The 16,937-nt window shown below is 58.9% G+C and carries 16 protein-coding genes; 11 read left to right on the forward strand and 5 right to left on the reverse strand.

Annotated elements, in window-relative coordinates; genetic code table 11:
- The first annotated feature begins 29 nt into the window (after positions 1-29).
- Positions 30-1,577: a GTP-binding protein gene (locus IQ254_RS09375; protein WP_193965911.1), complete on the forward strand. Its 1,548-nt coding sequence runs from the start codon at positions 30-32 to the stop codon at positions 1,575-1,577.
- A 75-nt stretch (positions 1,578-1,652) separates the two neighbouring features.
- Here the strand turns inward: IQ254_RS09375 and IQ254_RS09380 are convergent, their stop codons facing one another.
- Positions 1,653-1,844 (reverse strand): hypothetical protein, encoded by a 192-nt coding sequence (locus IQ254_RS09380; RefSeq protein ID WP_193965912.1) that lies wholly within the window; start codon positions 1,842-1,844, stop codon positions 1,653-1,655.
- 132 nt (positions 1,845-1,976) lie between these two features.
- Here IQ254_RS09380 and IQ254_RS09385 point away from each other — a divergent pair, with 132 nt between their 5' ends.
- From IQ254_RS09385 to IQ254_RS09405, 5 genes are all read left to right on the forward strand, one after another.
- Positions 1,977-2,831, forward strand: coding sequence for a PfkB family carbohydrate kinase (locus IQ254_RS09385; protein WP_193965913.1), 855 nt, complete (start codon positions 1,977-1,979; stop codon positions 2,829-2,831).
- Positions 2,832-3,001: 170 nt separating this feature from the next.
- Positions 3,002-3,976, forward strand: coding sequence for a 3'(2'),5'-bisphosphate nucleotidase (locus IQ254_RS09390; protein WP_193965914.1), 975 nt, complete (start codon positions 3,002-3,004; stop codon positions 3,974-3,976).
- Positions 3,977-4,120: 144 nt separating this feature from the next.
- Complete coding sequence (locus IQ254_RS09395) at positions 4,121-5,140, forward strand: permease (RefSeq protein WP_193965915.1); 1,020 nt, start codon at positions 4,121-4,123, stop codon at positions 5,138-5,140.
- Between the two features lie 77 nt (positions 5,141-5,217).
- Positions 5,218-6,012: a TIGR03943 family protein gene (locus IQ254_RS09400; RefSeq protein ID WP_228040424.1), complete on the forward strand. Its 795-nt coding sequence runs from the start codon at positions 5,218-5,220 to the stop codon at positions 6,010-6,012.
- Between the two features lie 3 nt (positions 6,013-6,015).
- Positions 6,016-7,626, forward strand: a complete 1,611-nt coding sequence (locus tag IQ254_RS09405) for an Ig-like domain-containing protein (RefSeq protein ID WP_193965916.1) — start codon at positions 6,016-6,018, stop codon at positions 7,624-7,626.
- Between the two features lies 1 nt (position 7,627).
- Here IQ254_RS09405 and pgeF read toward each other — a convergent pair whose 3' ends face one another.
- Positions 7,628-8,446, reverse strand: a complete 819-nt coding sequence (gene pgeF, locus IQ254_RS09410; RefSeq protein WP_193965917.1) for a peptidoglycan editing factor PgeF — start codon at positions 8,444-8,446, stop codon at positions 7,628-7,630.
- A gap of 255 nt (positions 8,447-8,701) precedes the next feature.
- On the opposite strand from pgeF, the gene IQ254_RS09415 reads away from it, so the two are divergent.
- Genes IQ254_RS09415 through IQ254_RS09425 form a run of 3 tightly spaced genes read left to right on the forward strand, consistent with a single transcriptional unit; the run spans position 8,702 to position 11,494 of the window.
- Positions 8,702-9,529: a biotin--[acetyl-CoA-carboxylase] ligase gene (locus tag IQ254_RS09415; protein ID WP_193965918.1), complete on the forward strand. Its 828-nt coding sequence runs from the start codon at positions 8,702-8,704 to the stop codon at positions 9,527-9,529.
- Between the two features lie 9 nt (positions 9,530-9,538).
- Entirely contained in the window at positions 9,539-11,005 is a 1,467-nt protein-coding gene (locus IQ254_RS09420) for a peptidoglycan DD-metalloendopeptidase family protein (protein ID WP_228040426.1), read from the forward strand.
- Between the two features lie 60 nt (positions 11,006-11,065).
- Positions 11,066-11,494, forward strand: coding sequence for a thioesterase family protein (locus IQ254_RS09425; protein ID WP_193965919.1), 429 nt, complete (start codon positions 11,066-11,068; stop codon positions 11,492-11,494).
- Between the two features lie 110 nt (positions 11,495-11,604).
- Here the strand turns inward: IQ254_RS09425 and IQ254_RS09430 are convergent, their stop codons facing one another.
- Complete coding sequence (locus tag IQ254_RS09430) at positions 11,605-12,075, reverse strand: pentapeptide repeat-containing protein (protein ID WP_193965928.1); 471 nt, start codon at positions 12,073-12,075, stop codon at positions 11,605-11,607.
- Between the two features lie 642 nt (positions 12,076-12,717).
- Here IQ254_RS09430 and IQ254_RS09435 point away from each other — a divergent pair.
- Positions 12,718-13,707: a methyltransferase domain-containing protein gene (locus IQ254_RS09435; protein ID WP_193965920.1), complete on the forward strand. Its 990-nt coding sequence runs from the start codon at positions 12,718-12,720 to the stop codon at positions 13,705-13,707.
- Here IQ254_RS09435 and IQ254_RS09440 read toward each other — a convergent pair.
- Positions 13,668-14,750 (reverse strand): class I fructose-bisphosphate aldolase, encoded by a 1,083-nt coding sequence (locus IQ254_RS09440; protein ID WP_193965921.1) that lies wholly within the window; start codon positions 14,748-14,750, stop codon positions 13,668-13,670. The genes IQ254_RS09435 and IQ254_RS09440 overlap by 40 nt on opposite strands.
- A gap of 708 nt (positions 14,751-15,458) precedes the next feature.
- Here IQ254_RS09440 and moaA point away from each other — a divergent pair.
- Entirely contained in the window at positions 15,459-16,445 is a 987-nt protein-coding gene (gene moaA, locus IQ254_RS09445; RefSeq protein WP_193965922.1) for a GTP 3',8-cyclase MoaA, read from the forward strand.
- 18 nt (positions 16,446-16,463) lie between these two features.
- On the opposite strand, the gene IQ254_RS09450 is transcribed toward moaA, so the two are convergent.
- Entirely contained in the window at positions 16,464-16,607 is a 144-nt protein-coding gene (locus IQ254_RS09450; protein WP_193965923.1) for a hypothetical protein, read from the reverse strand.
- Positions 16,608-16,937 lie beyond the last annotated feature (330 nt).

A 16,937-nucleotide genomic window follows, 5' to 3' on the forward strand; every position in this document is an offset into this window, starting at 1 on the left:
TCTAGAGAAAGCCCTGTTTACCCCCACCCATGACCGACCCCGATGCCGCCTTGTCCCCCTCAGACAGCCCCACCTGGGAAGACGTGGAAGCTGAGTTGGGGGCTCTGGTTGCCGACCTCCAGGGCACTCCCCTGGGCCTACCCCCCGCCGATGCCGCCACCTGGGAAGCTGTCGAGCAAGAACTGGGCGATCTGGTGGGCGACTTTCAAGACCTACAGGATGACTACAACTACCGTCGCGCCCAGGAAGCCCTGGGCAGCCTGGTGCAGCGTCTTAACCTCACCACGCGGGAGCAGGCGGGGGTCGAAGAGGCGCTGCAAAATCTGCGCGGCCTCATCGACAAGCTAGAAAATACGGTGGTACACATCGCTGTGTTTGGTCTGGTAGGGCGGGGCAAATCGTCGCTGCTGAATGCCCTGCTGGGCCAGCCAGTATTTGCCACCGGCCCCACCCACGGGGTCACCCAGGTGGTCGAGGGTAGCCCCTGGGTGGTGAGCCAAACTGCCCTCGACGCCGAGGTGCCAGACCTGCTGCGGGTATCGCTTAAGGGCCTGGGGCAGTCGCGCATTGAGCTGATCGATACCCCGGGGCTCGATGAGGTGGCGGGGAGCGATCGCGCTGCCCTGGCCCGCCGCATTGCCGAGCAGGTTGACCTGATTTTGTTTGTGGTAGCGGGCGATATCACCCGGGTCGAGTACGAGGCACTGCAGGCTTTGCGCCAGGCCAGTAAGCCGATGCTGCTGGTGTTCAACAAGGTGGATCAATACCCCGAGGCCGATCGCCAGGCCCTCTACGCCACCCTGCGCGATCGCCGCCTGCAAGACCTGCTCTCCCCCGACGAAATTGTGATGGCGGCGGCGGCGCCACTGGCGGTGGAGACCATCCCTGGCCCTGCTGGCGAGGTCACCTACCAAACCGTGCGGGGCCAGCCCCAGATCGACGACCTCAAACTCAAAATTTTGAATATTTTGCACCGGGAGGGCAAGGCACTGGTGGCGCTCAACACCCTGATGTATGCCGAGGGGGTGAGTGCCGAAATCTTGGAGCGCAAGCGGCAAATCTGCGATCGCATCGCCGACGACACCATCTGGAATGCCACCATGATCAAGGCCGTCGCAGTGGCCCTCAACCCCATTACCGTGGCCGATCTAGTGGGCGGCACCGTGATCGATATCATGCTGATTCTCAATCTGTCACGGCTCTACGGGCTGCCCATGACCCGCCCGGCGGCGCTCAAACTGCTGCGGCAGATTGCCCTGGGGCTGGGGGGCATCACCGTCAGCGAGTTGGTCATTACCCTGGGCCTGAGTTCGCTCAAGGGGCTGCTGGGGGCCTCTGCGATCGCCACGGGTGGGCTTGCCCTGGCCCCCTACGTACCTGTCGCCCTGGCCCAGGGGGGCGTGGCGGGTCTGGCCACCTACGGCATTGGTCAGATCACCAAAACCTACCTTACAAATGGGGCCACCTGGGGCCCAGACGGCCCTAGAGCGGTGATCGGCACCATTCTCGACAGCCTCGATGAAACTTCAATTTTGAACCGCATCAAGGCCGAGCTGCGGGCGAAGATTGGAGCGTAGATGGGGGCAGGGGTGGATGGGTGCAGGGGTCGAGGTCGGGTAGCCACCCCTGCAGCCATTGCAGTCGAGAGAAGCTCATGACAACGGTGGCTCCGCGCGCGGCGATCGCCGCAGGGCATCCACCAGCGACACTGTGCCACCGATCATGCCCCACACCAGCCACAGCCCCAGGTCATACCCCTTGTGGTAAGCCACCCGAGCGGCCACCAGCCCGATTACGCAGTGCAAAAACATCGGCAGATAAACCAGCGGCAGGGTGTCAGCCATGGGATAGACGAAACAACGGGTTATATTTCTTCATCACCTTACACTGGCTATGGTGGCAAAACGTCTACCCTTCGGGGGTGGCGATCGCGTCCCCCAGGCCAGTCTTCGCAATAGATTTCGCAATAGATCTTGATGACCACAGGACTTTTTATCGGGCTGATTACCCTCGACTGCATCTATCGGGTTGACCACGTCCCCGGCAGCAATGAAAAGCTGGTGGCCGAAGCCAGTTTGCTGGTCGCCGGGGGGCCGGCCACCAATGCTGCGGTCACCTTTGCTGCCCTGGGCAACCGAGCCACTCTGATCGGTTCTCTGGGGCAGCATCCCCTAGCTGACCTGGTCAGATCAGAACTGGCTGAGTGGGGCGTGGCGGTGGTGGATTTGACCCCCCAGCTCAAGGCACCGCCACCGCTATCCACGATTTTGGTGACGGCGGCCACGGGCGATCGCGCGGTCGTGTCGCGTAACGCCCTGGGTCGTCAGGCGGCCTTACCCAATGATGCCGAAAGGCTGCTCCAAGGCATCGATATTGTGCTGATCGACGGTCACCAGATGGCAGCAGGGCTGGCGGTGGCCCAGTGGACGCGATCGCAGAACATTCCCATCGTCATTGACGCTGGTAGTTGGAAACCTGGCTTTGATCAGATCCTCCCCTGGGCCACCAGCGTGATCGCCGCCGCCAAATTTCGGCTGCCGGGGCTGGCTACTGCCGTTACTACCCGCCAGGCTTTGGTCAACCGGGGTGTGGCCGAAGTGGCCACGACCCACGGCCCAAATCCCATTCAATATATTGGTGACGGCGAGACAGGCAACTTAGCTGTGCCTCAAGTCGTTGTGAAAGACACCCTCGGGGCTGGAGATATTTTCCACGGGGCCTTCTGTCACTATCGCCTGCAAGCCGCTTTCCCCCAGGCCCTGGGCAATGCGGCTCGGGTGGCGGCCCAAAGCTGTCGGTATTTTGGCCCGCGCGCCTGGCTGCATCCTTGAAGTTTCGATAAATTCGACAAATTCCAGCTGGACGACGGCTACATCGCCCGTAAAGTCTACGAAGGTTTATCACCCAGAAGTATAGTGCTCTGTGAGATCGGTCAAGGCCGCTGCGATCGGCCTTATATCTTGGCTAGTTTATTACTGAAAGACTTTATAGAGGGGATTCTATGGCCTACGAACAGGAAAAGCAGATCGCCATCGCGGCCGTCACCCAGGCGGCTCTCCTCTGCGAAGCGGTGCGGCAGGGTCTAGTGCCCCAGGCGATCGAAAAAAATGACAAAAGCCCCGTCACCATTGCCGACTACGGCGCCCAGGCCATTGTCTGCAAGGCTTTGGCCACCGCTTTTCCCGCCGATGCCGTCGTTGGGGAAGAAGATACTACCGACCTCCGGCAGCCTGAGGCAGCCCCTGTGCTGGCCGCTGTCACCGAGCAGGTGCAGCGTCTTATGCCCGGCACCACCGATCGCGACGTACTGCAATCCATCGACCACGGCACTGGCACCGTCGCCCCTCGCTACTGGACCCTCGACCCGATCGACGGTACTAAGGGATTTTTGCGCGGCGATCAGTATGCGATCGCCCTGGCCCTGGTCGAAGATGGCGATCTCAAGGTAGGGGTGCTGGGGTGCCCGTTCCTCAGTTTCGACGGTGGCGAAACCGGGCTGCTGTTGGTGGCGGTGCGGGGTGAAGGCACCGTGATGATGCCCCTATCGGGGGGCACGCCGCAACCTCTGACCGTAGCTGCGGCTGACGATCGCGACCATTGGCGCTTTGTCGAAAGCGTAGAGTCGGGCCATGGCGACCAGAGTCAGCAGAGTGCGATCGCCCAGGCGGTGGGCATTACCGCCCCCTCCATGCGGATGGATAGCCAGGCTAAATACGCCGCCGTAGCGGCGGGCCAGGCGGTGCTCTACCTGCGACTACCGTCCCCGAAGTCGCCCAACTACCGCGAAAAAATCTGGGATCATGCCGCCGGCGTGCTGGTGGTCGAAGAGGCCGGGGGTCGCGTTACCGACATGCATGGCAAACCCCTCGACTTTGGCAGCGCGGCCCGGTTCCCCGATAACCAGGGGGTTGTGGTCAGCAACGGCACTATCCACGACACGGTGTTGGCCGCCCTAGGGGCAGGTGCCCCTGTCTAGGGAAGCCCGCCCCCGCCCAAGGGGATCGCCTCATCCAGCCGCGATCCCCGACTACAGCCACGCAGCATCAAGATCCGCTAAAATGTGCTTCGGCCCTGGGGGATGCTCCCACTCGGCCTATTTCCCTGCGCTAGGGCTAGTTCGATGACCCAACTCAACAACGGCATTACGCTGTTTTTTAGCCTGCTGGTGGAGGCAATGCCCTTTTTGCTGCTGGGGGTCATATTTTCCAGCGCGCTGCTGCTCTTTGTGGATGAGCAAAAGCTGCTGGGGATGATTCCCAAAAATGTAGTGCTGGCAGCGCTGGCCGGGAGTTTGATTGGGTTTATGTTTCCGGTCTGCGAATGCGGGAATGTGCCTGTCGCCCGGCGACTGTTGACTAAGGGCGCTCCCACAGCGGTGGCGATCGGATTTTTATTAGCGGCCCCGACGGTCAACCCCATTGTGTTTTGGGCCACCTGGATTGCGTTTCGTGAACAGCCCGAGATTGTGTTTTTGCGGGTGGGCTTCACCCTGATCATCGCCACCACGATTGCAATTATTTTCAGCACCCAGGCCGACCTGCGCCCTTTTTTGCAGGAAAGTCTCACCCGGGTCATGGGTGACTCGGCAGCCGCAACCGAGCCCGGCGAGCCCCTCGTCTCGCCGCTGCTCAGCTCTGGCACCTTCTTAATGCAGTCCCAGGGGCAGGTGCTCCAGCTCAGTGCCCCGGCCGCAACCGTAATGGCTCAGGTTGCTACCGCCCCACCCTCGTTATCTATCCGACTCCGGATGATGATGGACAACATGGTGCTAGAGCTGCGCGAGCTAGGAGCAGTGCTGGTGATCGGCAGCGCGATCGCCGCCTTTGTGCAGGTGGCCATTCCCCGCGAGGTAATTTTGGGGCTGGGCCAGGGGCCGGTAACGTCTATCTTGGCCATGATGGCGCTAGCCTGGGTGGTCTCGATCTGCTCTACAGTCGATTCGTTCTTTGCCCTATCCTTTGCCTCTACCTTTACCAGCGGGGCGCTGCTGGCGTTTTTGGTCTTTGGCCCCATGATCGATCTCAAAAACATCAGCCTGCTGCTGACGGTGTTTAAGGGGCGGGCCATTCTCTACTTGTTTGTGCTGGCCGCTCAGCTCACCTTTTTGCTCACTCTGGTGATGAACCTATATGCGGGCTAGTCACCCAACCCCGCTGAGCGGGTTAACCAACAGCATTGATTTACCCCGACGTACCGATGTACCGATAACCAGCACCCATGACCTCTCTCCCCAGAACTAACGGTTCTCGTAGGCCTAGGCGATCATTGCCCTGGCAAGCCCTAATCGATGCCACTATGCTGCTGCTGTGGGGGCTCATGTTTCTGCGGTTTACGATCACTGGAAAACTTTACTTGCTGCTGCATCCCGACTATATGTGGCTCGCCCACCTGGCCACCGTGCTGTTGCTGACGATGGGTATCGTCCGCGGGGCCCAGGTGTGGCTGAGCTATCGTCAGGGCAGGGGGCCAGCTCCCCGCAGCCAAGAACATATCGCTCTGTTGCCCCGCCAGTTGAGTGTGGGCCTACTGATTGCGATCGCTGTTTTTGGGCTCATTTACACCCCCCGCCCCTTTGCCAGTGAAACCGCCTTTCAGCGGGGTATTACCGATGTGCTGGGCCAGACGCGATCGCGACCTCAGCGATTTTCCCTCAGCGGCAACAGCGAAGATCGCACCATCGTCGACTGGGTTCGCACCCTCAACGTCTACCCCGAACCCGACGCCTACGCTGGCCAGAAGGCCCAAGTCAGCGGCTTTGTCACCCACATTCCCGGCTGGCCCGATAACTATTTTATGATTTCGCGGTTTGTGCTCACCTGCTGCGCTGCCGATGCCTACCCGGTGGGTCTGCCCGTCGAGTTGCCTGCTGGTACCCCGCGCCCGGCCCCCGACACCTGGCTAGAGATTGGGGCGACTGTGCAGACCGCCACCCTCGACGGCAAACGCCAGATCACCCTAGGCTCAGCCACTCTCACCGAAATTCCCGAACCCCGAACTCCCTACGAATACTAGACTATGGTTCGTCGCCGCCATCACCGCTCCGCTCGTACCCAACCCCTCGACCGTTTGGCCCTCGCTGTGATCGTCGGGCTAACTCTGATCCTGGGTCTGTTGGTCCTCTCTGGCGACCACGCCACCGCCCGGGTGCGCAATTTTACTTGGCAAGATCGCCAGGTCGGGGCCGAAGATCGAGCCTTTTTGCTCACCTTCAGTCGCCCCATGGACCCAGCCAGCGTGGAGCAAAATTTGACCCTCGATCCACCGCTGCCGGGTAAGGTGAGCTGGGCCGGGCGGCGCATGGCCTACACCCTCACCGAGCCCCTGCCCTACGGCAAGGCGTTTACGGTGAGTTTGGGTACAGCGCGCGATCGCTACGCCGAAGCCAAGGCCGAGGCCAGCCGCTTCGAACCCTTCCAAGGCCAATTTGAGACCCGCCCCCGCGCCTTTCTGTACATTGGCGTTGAGGGCGACGAAGCTAACCGCCTGGTGCTGGCCGACCTCAGCAGTCAGGAGCGCATCATTCTCACCCCCAAAAATCTCTCGGTGGTGGCCTTTGAACCCTATCCCCTGGGCGATAAAGTGCTGTTTTCTGCCACCAACACTGAGCGCGATGACAGTTTGCTCAATCAGCAGATCTACACCGTTACCACAGGCATTACCCCGCGCCCACCGGCTGACATATTGGCAGCGCCACCCCCTCTCTGGCGGCGGTTCTTACCCCAGCAAACAGGCACCACCTCTGGCAAGCTAGACCTGATTCTCGACAACAATACTTACCAAAATCTCAAGTTTGATCTCTCCCCCGATGGACAAATCATTGTGGTGCAGCGGGCAAATCAGCAAGATCCGGCTGATTTTGGCCCCTGGCTGGTGAGGGCTGGCGCAGCGCCTCAACCGATTGAGACCGAACCGGGGGGAGATTTTTTGATTGCCCCTGACAGCCAGTCGCTGCTGCTACTCCAGGGCGAGGGCACCGCCATTATTGACTTGAGTGACAATAATAGCCGTGGCCCCCGCCAGCCCCTCGACTTTTTGCCCAACTACGGTCGCGTGCTCGACTTAGCCGACGACGGCACGGCAGCAGCGATGGTCAACTTCAATCAAGACGACCCTGAGAAGCGCTTTATCGAGTCGCTGTTTCTCGTCACCAACCAGGGCGGTGAAGAGGAGCTTTTGCAGGTTACGGGACAGATCTTAGAGGCTCAGTTTGACCCCGCCGAGCAGGTGCTCTACGTATTGGCCAGCCAGCTGGTCGATGCCGCCAGCACCGACGATATTTTGCCCACCGATGGCTATGTCGAGCAGCCCCTATTGCTGGCTATTACCCTGGCTAATGGCACGGTGAACCCTTTACTACGCCTGCCCCAGCAGCGCATCCATATGAGCGTGGCCCCCGATGGGCGATCGCTCTTGCTCGATCTGACCGACCAGACAGCTTCAACGGCGGCTGAGGCTGGAGCTAAGATCTGGCATCTACCTCTGATAGACCAGCCCACAGTCTCAGCAGACCCTCTAGGGACGGCTGCAGATAACGCCCCTGACGCAGATAGCCCAGCGGCCACCCCAGCCCTTGCCGATCCAGAGGTGTTTCCCTTCAGCGGCATTGAGGCCACCTGGCTACCCTAGGCTAGATTCCAAGGCTGCCCTGGCTGACAATGCCCGACCACTGCACCTGCTTTTCTCCTGTCCGGCGGTAGGAAAAGAATCGATCGGGTTCCTGAAAGGTGCAGTGGGGGGCAACCGCCACTTGTTCGCGGCTCAGGCCTAACTGTACGAGCTGCTCTAGGTTGGCCAACCGTACATCCAGCCGTACTTTACCAGGGTTCTCATCCGGCAGCAGGAAGGCATGGTCTTGCTCAAACAGCGCCTCTATGGCCGCTCCGTCGTCAACCGCTCCGTCGTCAACCGCTCCGTCGTTATCGGCGGCCTGGGTCATTAGGGGGCGCCCCACCGCCGCCGCCACCTCGTTCGCAACCTGGTAGACCGACCCGGCGATCGCTGGGCCAATGGCCACGACTAAATCCTCCAAACGGCTACCCTGGGCCTGGAGTTTACTGACCGCCACTGGCACTATGGCCTGGGCCGTACCACGCCAGCCCGCGTGGATAGCCGCTACCTGCCCCGTAGCGCGATCGCCAATTAACACAGGGCTACAGTCAGCCGAGCAGACCCAAAGTGATTGCTGAGCGCGATCGCTAATCAATCCATCGGCCTCGGCCAGCCCCCCAGTCGGATTCTCCCCAGGCAGGTCAGCAGGGCACAGCACTCGATTGCCGTGCACCTGTTTGACTCGCTGTACGGTGGCATCTGCGGCCAGGGCCGCACCCAGGTCAGGCGGCAGCCGAGGCCAAAACTGACGGGTAAAAAAGCCGTGGGGCCAGGGCTGCAACAGCCCACAGGTTAAAAATTCTTGCCCCTGCCAGGGCCGCCAATACCAGTCTGCCATGGTGCCAATCGGAGCCCCTAAAAACGCCACTACGATGCTACCGTCTCTGCCCAGTCCCTAGGGCCTCAAGGTGAGCCCTGGGAAAATAGTGGGCGCAGCCCTATAGAGAAGGCATTAAGATACCCTGCAACTTTATCAAGTTCTATTTGGAGTCGGGCCCGGCTTTCTACGGCCATTCCTTGAGGTGATAGCGTAGTTTTCAGGCTTAATGCTTTATTGATACGTCTTATACAAAATTCTGCTGGTAATTATCGGGTGAACCTAAAACGATTGCGCCAGGCCCTCCTACAACCCCCTGAAACCCTCGGCATCATGCCCACCTATCGGGCACTGCGACCTCGGTTTCACCTCCACTGGGTCGATCAGGCTGACTCTACCAACCAGGTACTAGCGGAGATGATGGCGGCAGGTGCCCCGTCTGGTACAGCGCTAGTGGCCACTACTCAGCGGTTGGGTCGAGGGCAGTGGGGGCGGCAATGGCAATCGCCAGCAGGCGGCTTGTATCTATCGCTGGGGATCAAGCCTGAATTACCGGCCGACCGCAGCCATTACCTGACGCTGGCTAGCGCCTGGGGAGTCGCCACCAGCTTGGCTAATCTCAGCCTGCCGGTGCAGGTGAAGTGGCCCAATGACCTGGTGATAGAGGGCAAAAAATTGGGTGGCGTACTAGCCGAAACCCGGATCGACGGCGGCATGGTGCAGGATGTCGTGATTGGCCTGGGACTCAATGGCTTTAACCCAGTGCCCCCCACCGGGATTTCAATTCAGCAGCTAATTCAACCGGAAACCGCTGCACCCGCCCTGAAGACCTTGGAGGGATTAGCTGCGATCGCACTCTATGGCCTCATGCAGGGCTATCTTCACTGGCAAAACCAGGGAGATGAGGCATTTCTCGATGCCTACCAGGCTCGCCTGGCCAATCTAGGTCAGGTCATAACCCTAGAAGGAGAACCTGCAGAGGTAATTGGGGTTGCTCCATCGGGTAACCTGCAAGTGCAAGTAGCACAAACCCACAACCATTCCCCGGTGGTTGAAACACTAGAGATTCAACCAGGCAAAGTAACTTTGGGCTACAATGCGTAACGGCTGACTATGACTAAAAAAGATAGCTTAGAGATGATTCCAGCCGCTAAATCTCCCGAGATTTATGCAGCGCTGGCCATGTTAAAGCTGATGTTAGGCCTTGGCATAGGCCTAGCCTTAAGTGGTGAGGCCGTTGCTGAAACTGCAGAGCCTGTAACCGTAGCACCCTCTAACCAAGGTGACGCGGTCGAGACCTCGGCAGAAGATCTGGCTCCAGCCATCAACAGCACCCATATCTCTGGCCCTGCGGTCACGCTCAGTGTTCCAACCTCATCGGTGGCGCGCCCTGAGTTTTCACCGCAGCGCCCCTCTGTGTCAGCCAATGTGACGTCTCCTCCAGCGAGCCAGCCGATGTTCTCTCCGGTTCCCCCGCCGCCTCCCGCGGCTATTACGGTTACATTACCAGCCCCCAGCACGGCCCCCACCATGGCTGAAAGCTTGCTCAAGCCAGCCGTGGCATCTATGGCAGAACGCTCGCCAGAAGCTTCATCTGAGACCTTAGAATTCGAGCCATCGCCCACAGCAACGCCCCCGGCAGCAGCACAGGTTGATGCGAACCCAGTGGTGCCCGCTGATATTGCCGCCGATGAGTCGGTGCCCGCAGGCTACAACAGCGTTTTCATTGATTCCACCGACTACAGTTTGGGGGCGACCCAAACCCCAGCAGCCAACACGCCCAGTGTTGTATTTTCAGAACGCTCCACCGGTTGCCAAATTACGTTGGCATCGGGCCAATCTGATCCCCATTCTTCCTGTTCGCCAACGGCCTCAGCTAACCCCGGAAGCCGTTCAGCTAGGGGAGATCAGGGTGAAATTCAGGTAGGGCCAATCGCTGTTGGTTCCCAGGGAGTACGGCTGGGCGGCACTACCATTGTCAGCCGCGAAGCCCTCAACGAAAAGCTGCGCCCGCTAAACGTGCTGCGGCGAGGTAGCCAAGAGTACGTTTTTCCGCTGTCGGTACCCGCCTCGATTTCGTCGCTGTTTGGCTGGCGCATGCACCCCATTCACCAGAGTTGGCGGTTTCACTCGGGCTCTGACCTTGCGGCACCCATGGGTACTCCGGTCTTAGCGACTCGGGCTGGCCGGGTAACCGTGTCTGATGTTTTGGGTGGGTACGGTCTGACAGTCATTCTGCGCCACGATAACAACGATCTGGAGTCGCGCTACGCCCATCTATCTCAGGTCGCAGTCCGGCCCGGGGAATGGGTAGAACAGGGCGAAGTGATTGGCCTAGTGGGTAGTACAGGTACTTCGACGGGGCCACACCTACACTTTGAGCTGCGTCAGCTCACCGCCGAAGGCTGGGTTGCGGTAGACCCGATCGAGGTTCTGGAATATGGCGTTGCCAACCTACTAGACATTATCAACAATCCGATGCTGGCGCTCAACCCGAAAGGGGCTAACGCAGCTCAGACCAGCGAAGACGGTACTCCGATTGAGTATCCTTTTCGGCCTGCACAGCCCAATGCTAGCTAGGGGAAAGGTCGCTGACTGGTCGCTACTCGTATCGGCACTGACGCTGCTGGGGTAGCGACTATGGGTTTTGTCTTTGAGCACCAGGTACGGTTTCACGAAACCGACGGGGCGGGGGTGGTGTATTTTGCCAACGGGCTAGTCATGTGTCACATCGCCTACGAAGCTTCTCTGGCGGCGGCTGGCCTAAATATCGGAGACATTTTCCAGGCTCAAACCAGGGCCTACCCAATTATCCATGCCAGCATGGACTACCGCCGCCCGCTGCGGTGTGGCGATCGCGTTGCCATTCACCTCAACCCCACTCGGCTCAACGACAGCACCTTTGAGATTCACTATCAGGTGATGTTAGGAGAAATACTGGCAGCCCAAGCCATCACCCGCCACGTCTGCATCGAGACCACTGGTCGCCACCGCTGTGCGCTACCAACGGCAATGGAGCGGTGGCTCATGTCTTGGATCGACCAGCCTACAGCAGCAGGAGAGGAGTAAGGGCATGGTGGCAGGCACTTGGCAGGAGTGGCTGTTTGTAGCAGGCTATGTGGGGTTTCTGGTGGCGATCGCGGCGCTGGTACTCAGCGATCGCTCAAAGTAGTCGTGACCTAACGGCAGCCCAACGACTCGCAGGTCGCCACCCCGGTTTTAGGATTGATCCCCGCTGCCCGCAAACAGAGTTGACGAACCTGAGCCCCGTCCAAAATTGCGCCTGAAAAGTCTGCCCCGGCAATCGTGGCGTCCTCAAAGGTGGTTCGCAGCAAAATAGTATCGACTAGCACCGCATCTCCCAAGTCGCTGCGGGTAAAACTCACCGAGTCAAGCATGCCGGTGGTAAAGTCAGCCCCGTGGAAGTTAGCGTCGGTCGCCACCGACCCGCTGAATATCGCTCCTCTGACATCAGCCTCGCTAAAGTTGGTGAGTTCCAAATTGGCGTTAGAAAATTCTGCCGCCCGGAGTTCCTGACCCGAAAAATCTCTGCCTTTCAGCTCAGCATTGCTAAACGACAAGGGTGGCGGATACTCGGCCGCCGCCGCACCGCCAATCCATAGACAAAGCCCGATCGCCAGCCCGAGCATGGTTGCGATCGCGCCTGTTAGCGGGGCAGAAAACGGCATTAGATACCTCCTAAACCACTGCTTTAGTTGTATCACCCTGAGTTTTTGGCTGCAGTTGAGGCGGTGGCCTAGGGTCAACCAGACGCCCCAAACTCCGGCCCTATCGATAGCACCCAGATTTTGTGAGTATTTCTTGAAGGTAGCCGTGTAGTTTGCGTGAAATTACGGTGGCCAGATTCCCCATTTGTCCACGAGTCCGATAGTCTAGTTACATGCGCTTAAAGGGCGGCTTAGTTCTTGAATTGAACGTCGGATAGGCGTCTCCTGATGGGGTTTCCCCCGGCCACGGTCGGGGGTTTTTATTGGCGGAAAATTTAGGCCTACAGTGCCTCGATCGGTGGTGTGACCACAGCCACTCAGATGGGGGCAAGACAGCGCCGTCATTCCCCTTAGGCGGGTATCCACTGGCAAGTCATGGCTCTCAACTCTCAAATAAATTCCCGTTTCCACGGCGAGGACGGTCAAGAATTGACTCAGATAAAGCCCTAATCATTGCGGTTACGGCTACAGGTAAGCCCTTTGGGTTGCTCGGGAGGCTCCAGCTTGTCACAATACAGTGACAGATGACGATACAAACCGTTACATTACGGTCTTTTTTCACAAATGACCCTCCTAAATATTTTTGGGGTGCTGCTGGCGCTATTAGGCGTAGGCACCGTAGTTTACTTGCTGACCCCTCGCCGCTATGAATCTTCTCACTCCGTCGCTAATTCCTATGACCAGTGGACCGAGGACGGCATTCTCGAATTTTACTGGGGCGAACACATTCACCTGGGCCACTATGGGGCTCCCCCTCGGCGCAAAGACTTTCTCACCGCCAAGGCCGACTTTGTCCATGAAATGGTGCGTTGGGGCGGCCTAGCTTGTCTTCCTGTCGGCACTACCCTGCTCGATGTAGGCTGTGGCATCGGCGGCAGCAGCCGCATTTTGGCCCAAACCTATAACTTCGCCGTCACTGGCGTGACCATCAGCCCCAACCAGGTACACCGTGCCCAACAGCTCACTCCCCCGGAGGTTTCGGCCCGCTTCCAGGTAGATGATGCCATGGCACTGTCGTTTCCCGATGCCAGCTTTGATGTGGTCTGGTCGGTGGAAGCTGGCCCCCATATGCCAGATAAGGCTGTCTTTGCCCGCGAATTACTGCGGGTGCTGAAACCAGGGGGTATTTTGGTCGTGGCTGACTGGAACCAACGCGATGATCGCAAAATTCCTCTAAATGCTTGGGAAAAGCCGGTGATGCGTCAGCTGCTCGACCAGTGGTCGCACCCGGCCTTTGCCAGCATTGAAGGCTTCGCCGAACAGCTAGAGGCCACCGGACTGGTGGCAGGCCAGGTGGTCACCGCCGACTGGTCGAAGGAGACGCTGCCCTCCTGGCTGGACTCGATCTGGCAGGGGGTGATCCGGCCCCAGGGCATGGTGCGCTTTGGGCCAGCGGGAATTGTGAAGTCGGTGCGGGAGGTGCCGACCCTGCTGCTAATGCGGCTGGCCTTTGGTACCGGGCTGTGTCGGTTTGGCATGTTTCGCGCCGTGCGGGCTAGCTCCCCGGCCCCGCCTCAGGCGATGGTAACGACATCAGACAGGTACACATCCTGAATCAGGTGAAACAGCTTCACGCCGTCTTTGAAATCGCGCTGGAAGGTTTTGCGCCCAGAAATTAGGCCCATCCCCCCAGCCCGCTTGTTGATGACGGCGGTGCGCACGGCATCGGCAAAATCGTTATCGCCGGAGCCGCCACCAGAGTTGATCAGCCCCATGCGCACGGCATAGCAGTTGAGCACCTGGTAGCGGGTGAGATCGATGGGGTGATCGGTAGTGAGGTCGCTATAGACTCGGCTATGGGTTTTACCGTAGGAACTGCCAATCGCCTGCGCTACGGCCCCGTAGCCGTTGTTGCACTCCGGCAATTTTTGCTTGATGATATCGGCCTCAATGGTGACGCCCAGATGGTTGGCCTGACCGGTGAGGTCAGCGGCCAGGTGATAGTCTTGGTCTTGCTTGAAGGCGCTATTGCGCAGGTAGCACCAGAGGATAGTGGCCATGCCCAATTCATGGGCCTGCTGGAAAGCGGCGCTGACCTCCTGAATTTGCCGGGTCGATTCCTCAGAGCCGAAGTAGACAGTGGCTCCAACAGCCACGGCCCCCAGGTTCCAGGCCTGCTCGACATCGGCGAACATGACCTGATCGAAGCGGTTGGGAGCGGTGAGCAACTCGTTGTGGTTGAGCTTGAGAATGAAAGGAATCTTGTGGGCATAGCGGCGGGATACGCTGCCCAGTACCCCAAGAGTGGTGGCTACGGCGTTGCAGCCGCCTGCGATCGCCAGCTCGACGATATTCTGGGGGTCAAAGTAGATCGGGTTGGGCGCAAAAGAGGCCCCAGCGGAGTGCTCAATGCCCTGATCCACCGGCAAAATCGACAGATAGCCGGTGTTGGCCAAGCGGCCCGTGCCGTAGAGCTGCTGCAGGCTGCGCAACACCTGGGGGCTGCGATCGCTCTGGGCAAAACTGCGATCGACCCAATCGGGCCCCGGCAGGTGCAGCATCGACTTCGACACCTTGGCCTCGTAGGTGAGCATTGACTCAGCCTCAGGGCCAAGCCAGTCGGCGATCGTATGGGCAGATGAGAGAGCGGTTACCATAGCGGCGAATTAAATCACAACATTCGGGCACGGGCTATCTAAACGTTAGCCCAAGGTCACCTAAAGATGGATCTACCTAATGGTAGTAGCCTGGCTTACTGCCCTCACATCTATTTCAAGTATGGACTCGCCCGTAGACAGCGTCAGGCGTTTAAGCTCACCTCGAAATTGGACAGATTGATCCACCAACTTGTACAGAGTGTTGGTGTCAATAGTCTTTGAGTTAATGTAAACGGGCTCTGGGAGCGCAGCCTCCACCAAAAAAATCCGGTTGTTCAGGCGGCTGTCGGGGTGGCTGGCGCTATCTACTAAAACTAGCCCAGACAAATCAACGTAGGCAGGCTGATGTAAGGCTTTCGCCAAGCTAAAACCAACCAGAGCAGTCACTACTACGCCTAAAAGCAAACCTTTGAGAAACGGTCGAGCCATAGATTGGTTCTCCCTATGGGCTGAGATAATGACGGACAAACCTAAAATCTAGCTGAGTTTGACAGCTGAGTTTGACATCAGAAGCAAACCCTGCGAAACCCACCCTGCGAAACTCACCCTGAAAAACCCACCCTGAAAAACCCAATCGACATTGTCGGCCGGGTAAGCCCAATCCAGCGTGAGTAGGCGGACGCCGTTAGCTTAAGCAGAGGAACCGATGGATTTGGGTGGGGGTGCCATAATCGGGAGAACGTACCTGTTGTTTTTGCCCCCGCGCCTATGCCTGCCATTGACTACCTCCGCATAAGCCTGGTCGATCGCTGCAACTTTCAGTGCCAGTACTGCATGCCCGAGGGGGCCGACTTGCAGTATCTGCCCCAGCAGCAATGGCTGACCCAGGCAGAGCTGCGGCAGCTGTTGCAGGAGGTGTTTATGCCCCTGGGGTTCTCAAACTTTCGCCTGACCGGGGGCGAGCCCCTGGTGCGCCCTGGGGTAATCGATATTGTGCGCGACATTGCTAACCTGCCCGGCACCCAAGATTTAGCGCTCACCACCAACGCTTTTTTGCTCAGCGGCATGGCACAGGATCTATGGAATGCGGGGTTGCGGCGCATTAATATCAGTCTGGATTCGTTAGATCCGGCGATTTTTGATCAAATTGTGGGCGGGCGGGGCAAGTCGCGCTGGCCCCAGGTCTGGAAGGGCATTCAGGCGGCGCATCGGGTGGGGTTTTCGCCGTTGAAGCTGAACGTGGTGGTGATCCCTGGCGTCAACGATCACGAGGTGCTGGATCTGGCTGCCCTGACTCTGGAGCGAGAGTGGCACGTACGCTTTATTGAGTTCATGCCGATCGGCAACGACAGCCTGTTTGAGCAAAAGGGCTGGGTCGATTCGGAGACGCTGCGCGATCGCATTCGCCAGCGCTGGGGGCTGACCGAGGGCGATGTGCTCGGCAATGGCCCAGCGGATGTGTTCCAAATCCCTGGGGCGAAGGGCACGGTGGGGTTCATTAGCCAGATGTCGGAGTGCTTTTGCGATCGCTGCAACCGTATGCGCCTGTCAGCGGACGGCTGGCTGCGCCCCTGCCTGCTCAACGAAACCGGGCAAATTGATCTCGGCACCTCCCTCCGTCAGGGAGTCCCGACCGCCGAACTCAAGCGCCAGGTAGCTGAATTGCTGGCCGCCAAGCCCGATATTAATTACAAGATGCGCGAGTCGGGCACCACTGGAGCCTATGGCCGTACCATGTCGCAGATTGGCGGGTGAGCCCAGGCCCGAAGCGCTTTAGTTGATGCGCACAAACTCCAGTTCTTCGACCAGGTCTTGCCCCTGCTGGGTCATACGGGTATGGGCGTCTCCGACCGCCTCGTCGGCCTGGTCATTCAGATTCACTGCCCCAAAGGGCTGTTTACCCTTAATTTTGGGCAATTCAACAGTATTTATTGGTCTGAATTCCAATGATTCAGGTATAAATTGAAGCATGCAGGGGAGATTCTTACTTTGTAGCCCCCCACTGCCCAAGCAAGCATTCCTGAAATCGGGTTTTGTATCGTCTTCGTCCGTCTGGCTTATCTGTCTTCCATCCCCTATGGATAATTTTTTAGACTCCGTTGAGTTGCCTCCGGTAGCCCCCTCGACTATTGGCCCCAGCGAAGAGCCCACACCACGGAAGCCCGTTTCGTTTACCATTGGCAGTCCTGGGCATAAGTCTGCGGCGCCAGCAGCACCCGTCCCCTCACAACCTGCTCCCTCCCCAGC

It is taken from the genome of Nodosilinea sp. LEGE 07088 (assembly GCF_015207395.1).
In the GTDB taxonomy this organism is placed as follows: Bacteria; Cyanobacteriota; Cyanobacteriia; order Phormidesmidales; family Phormidesmidaceae; genus Nodosilinea.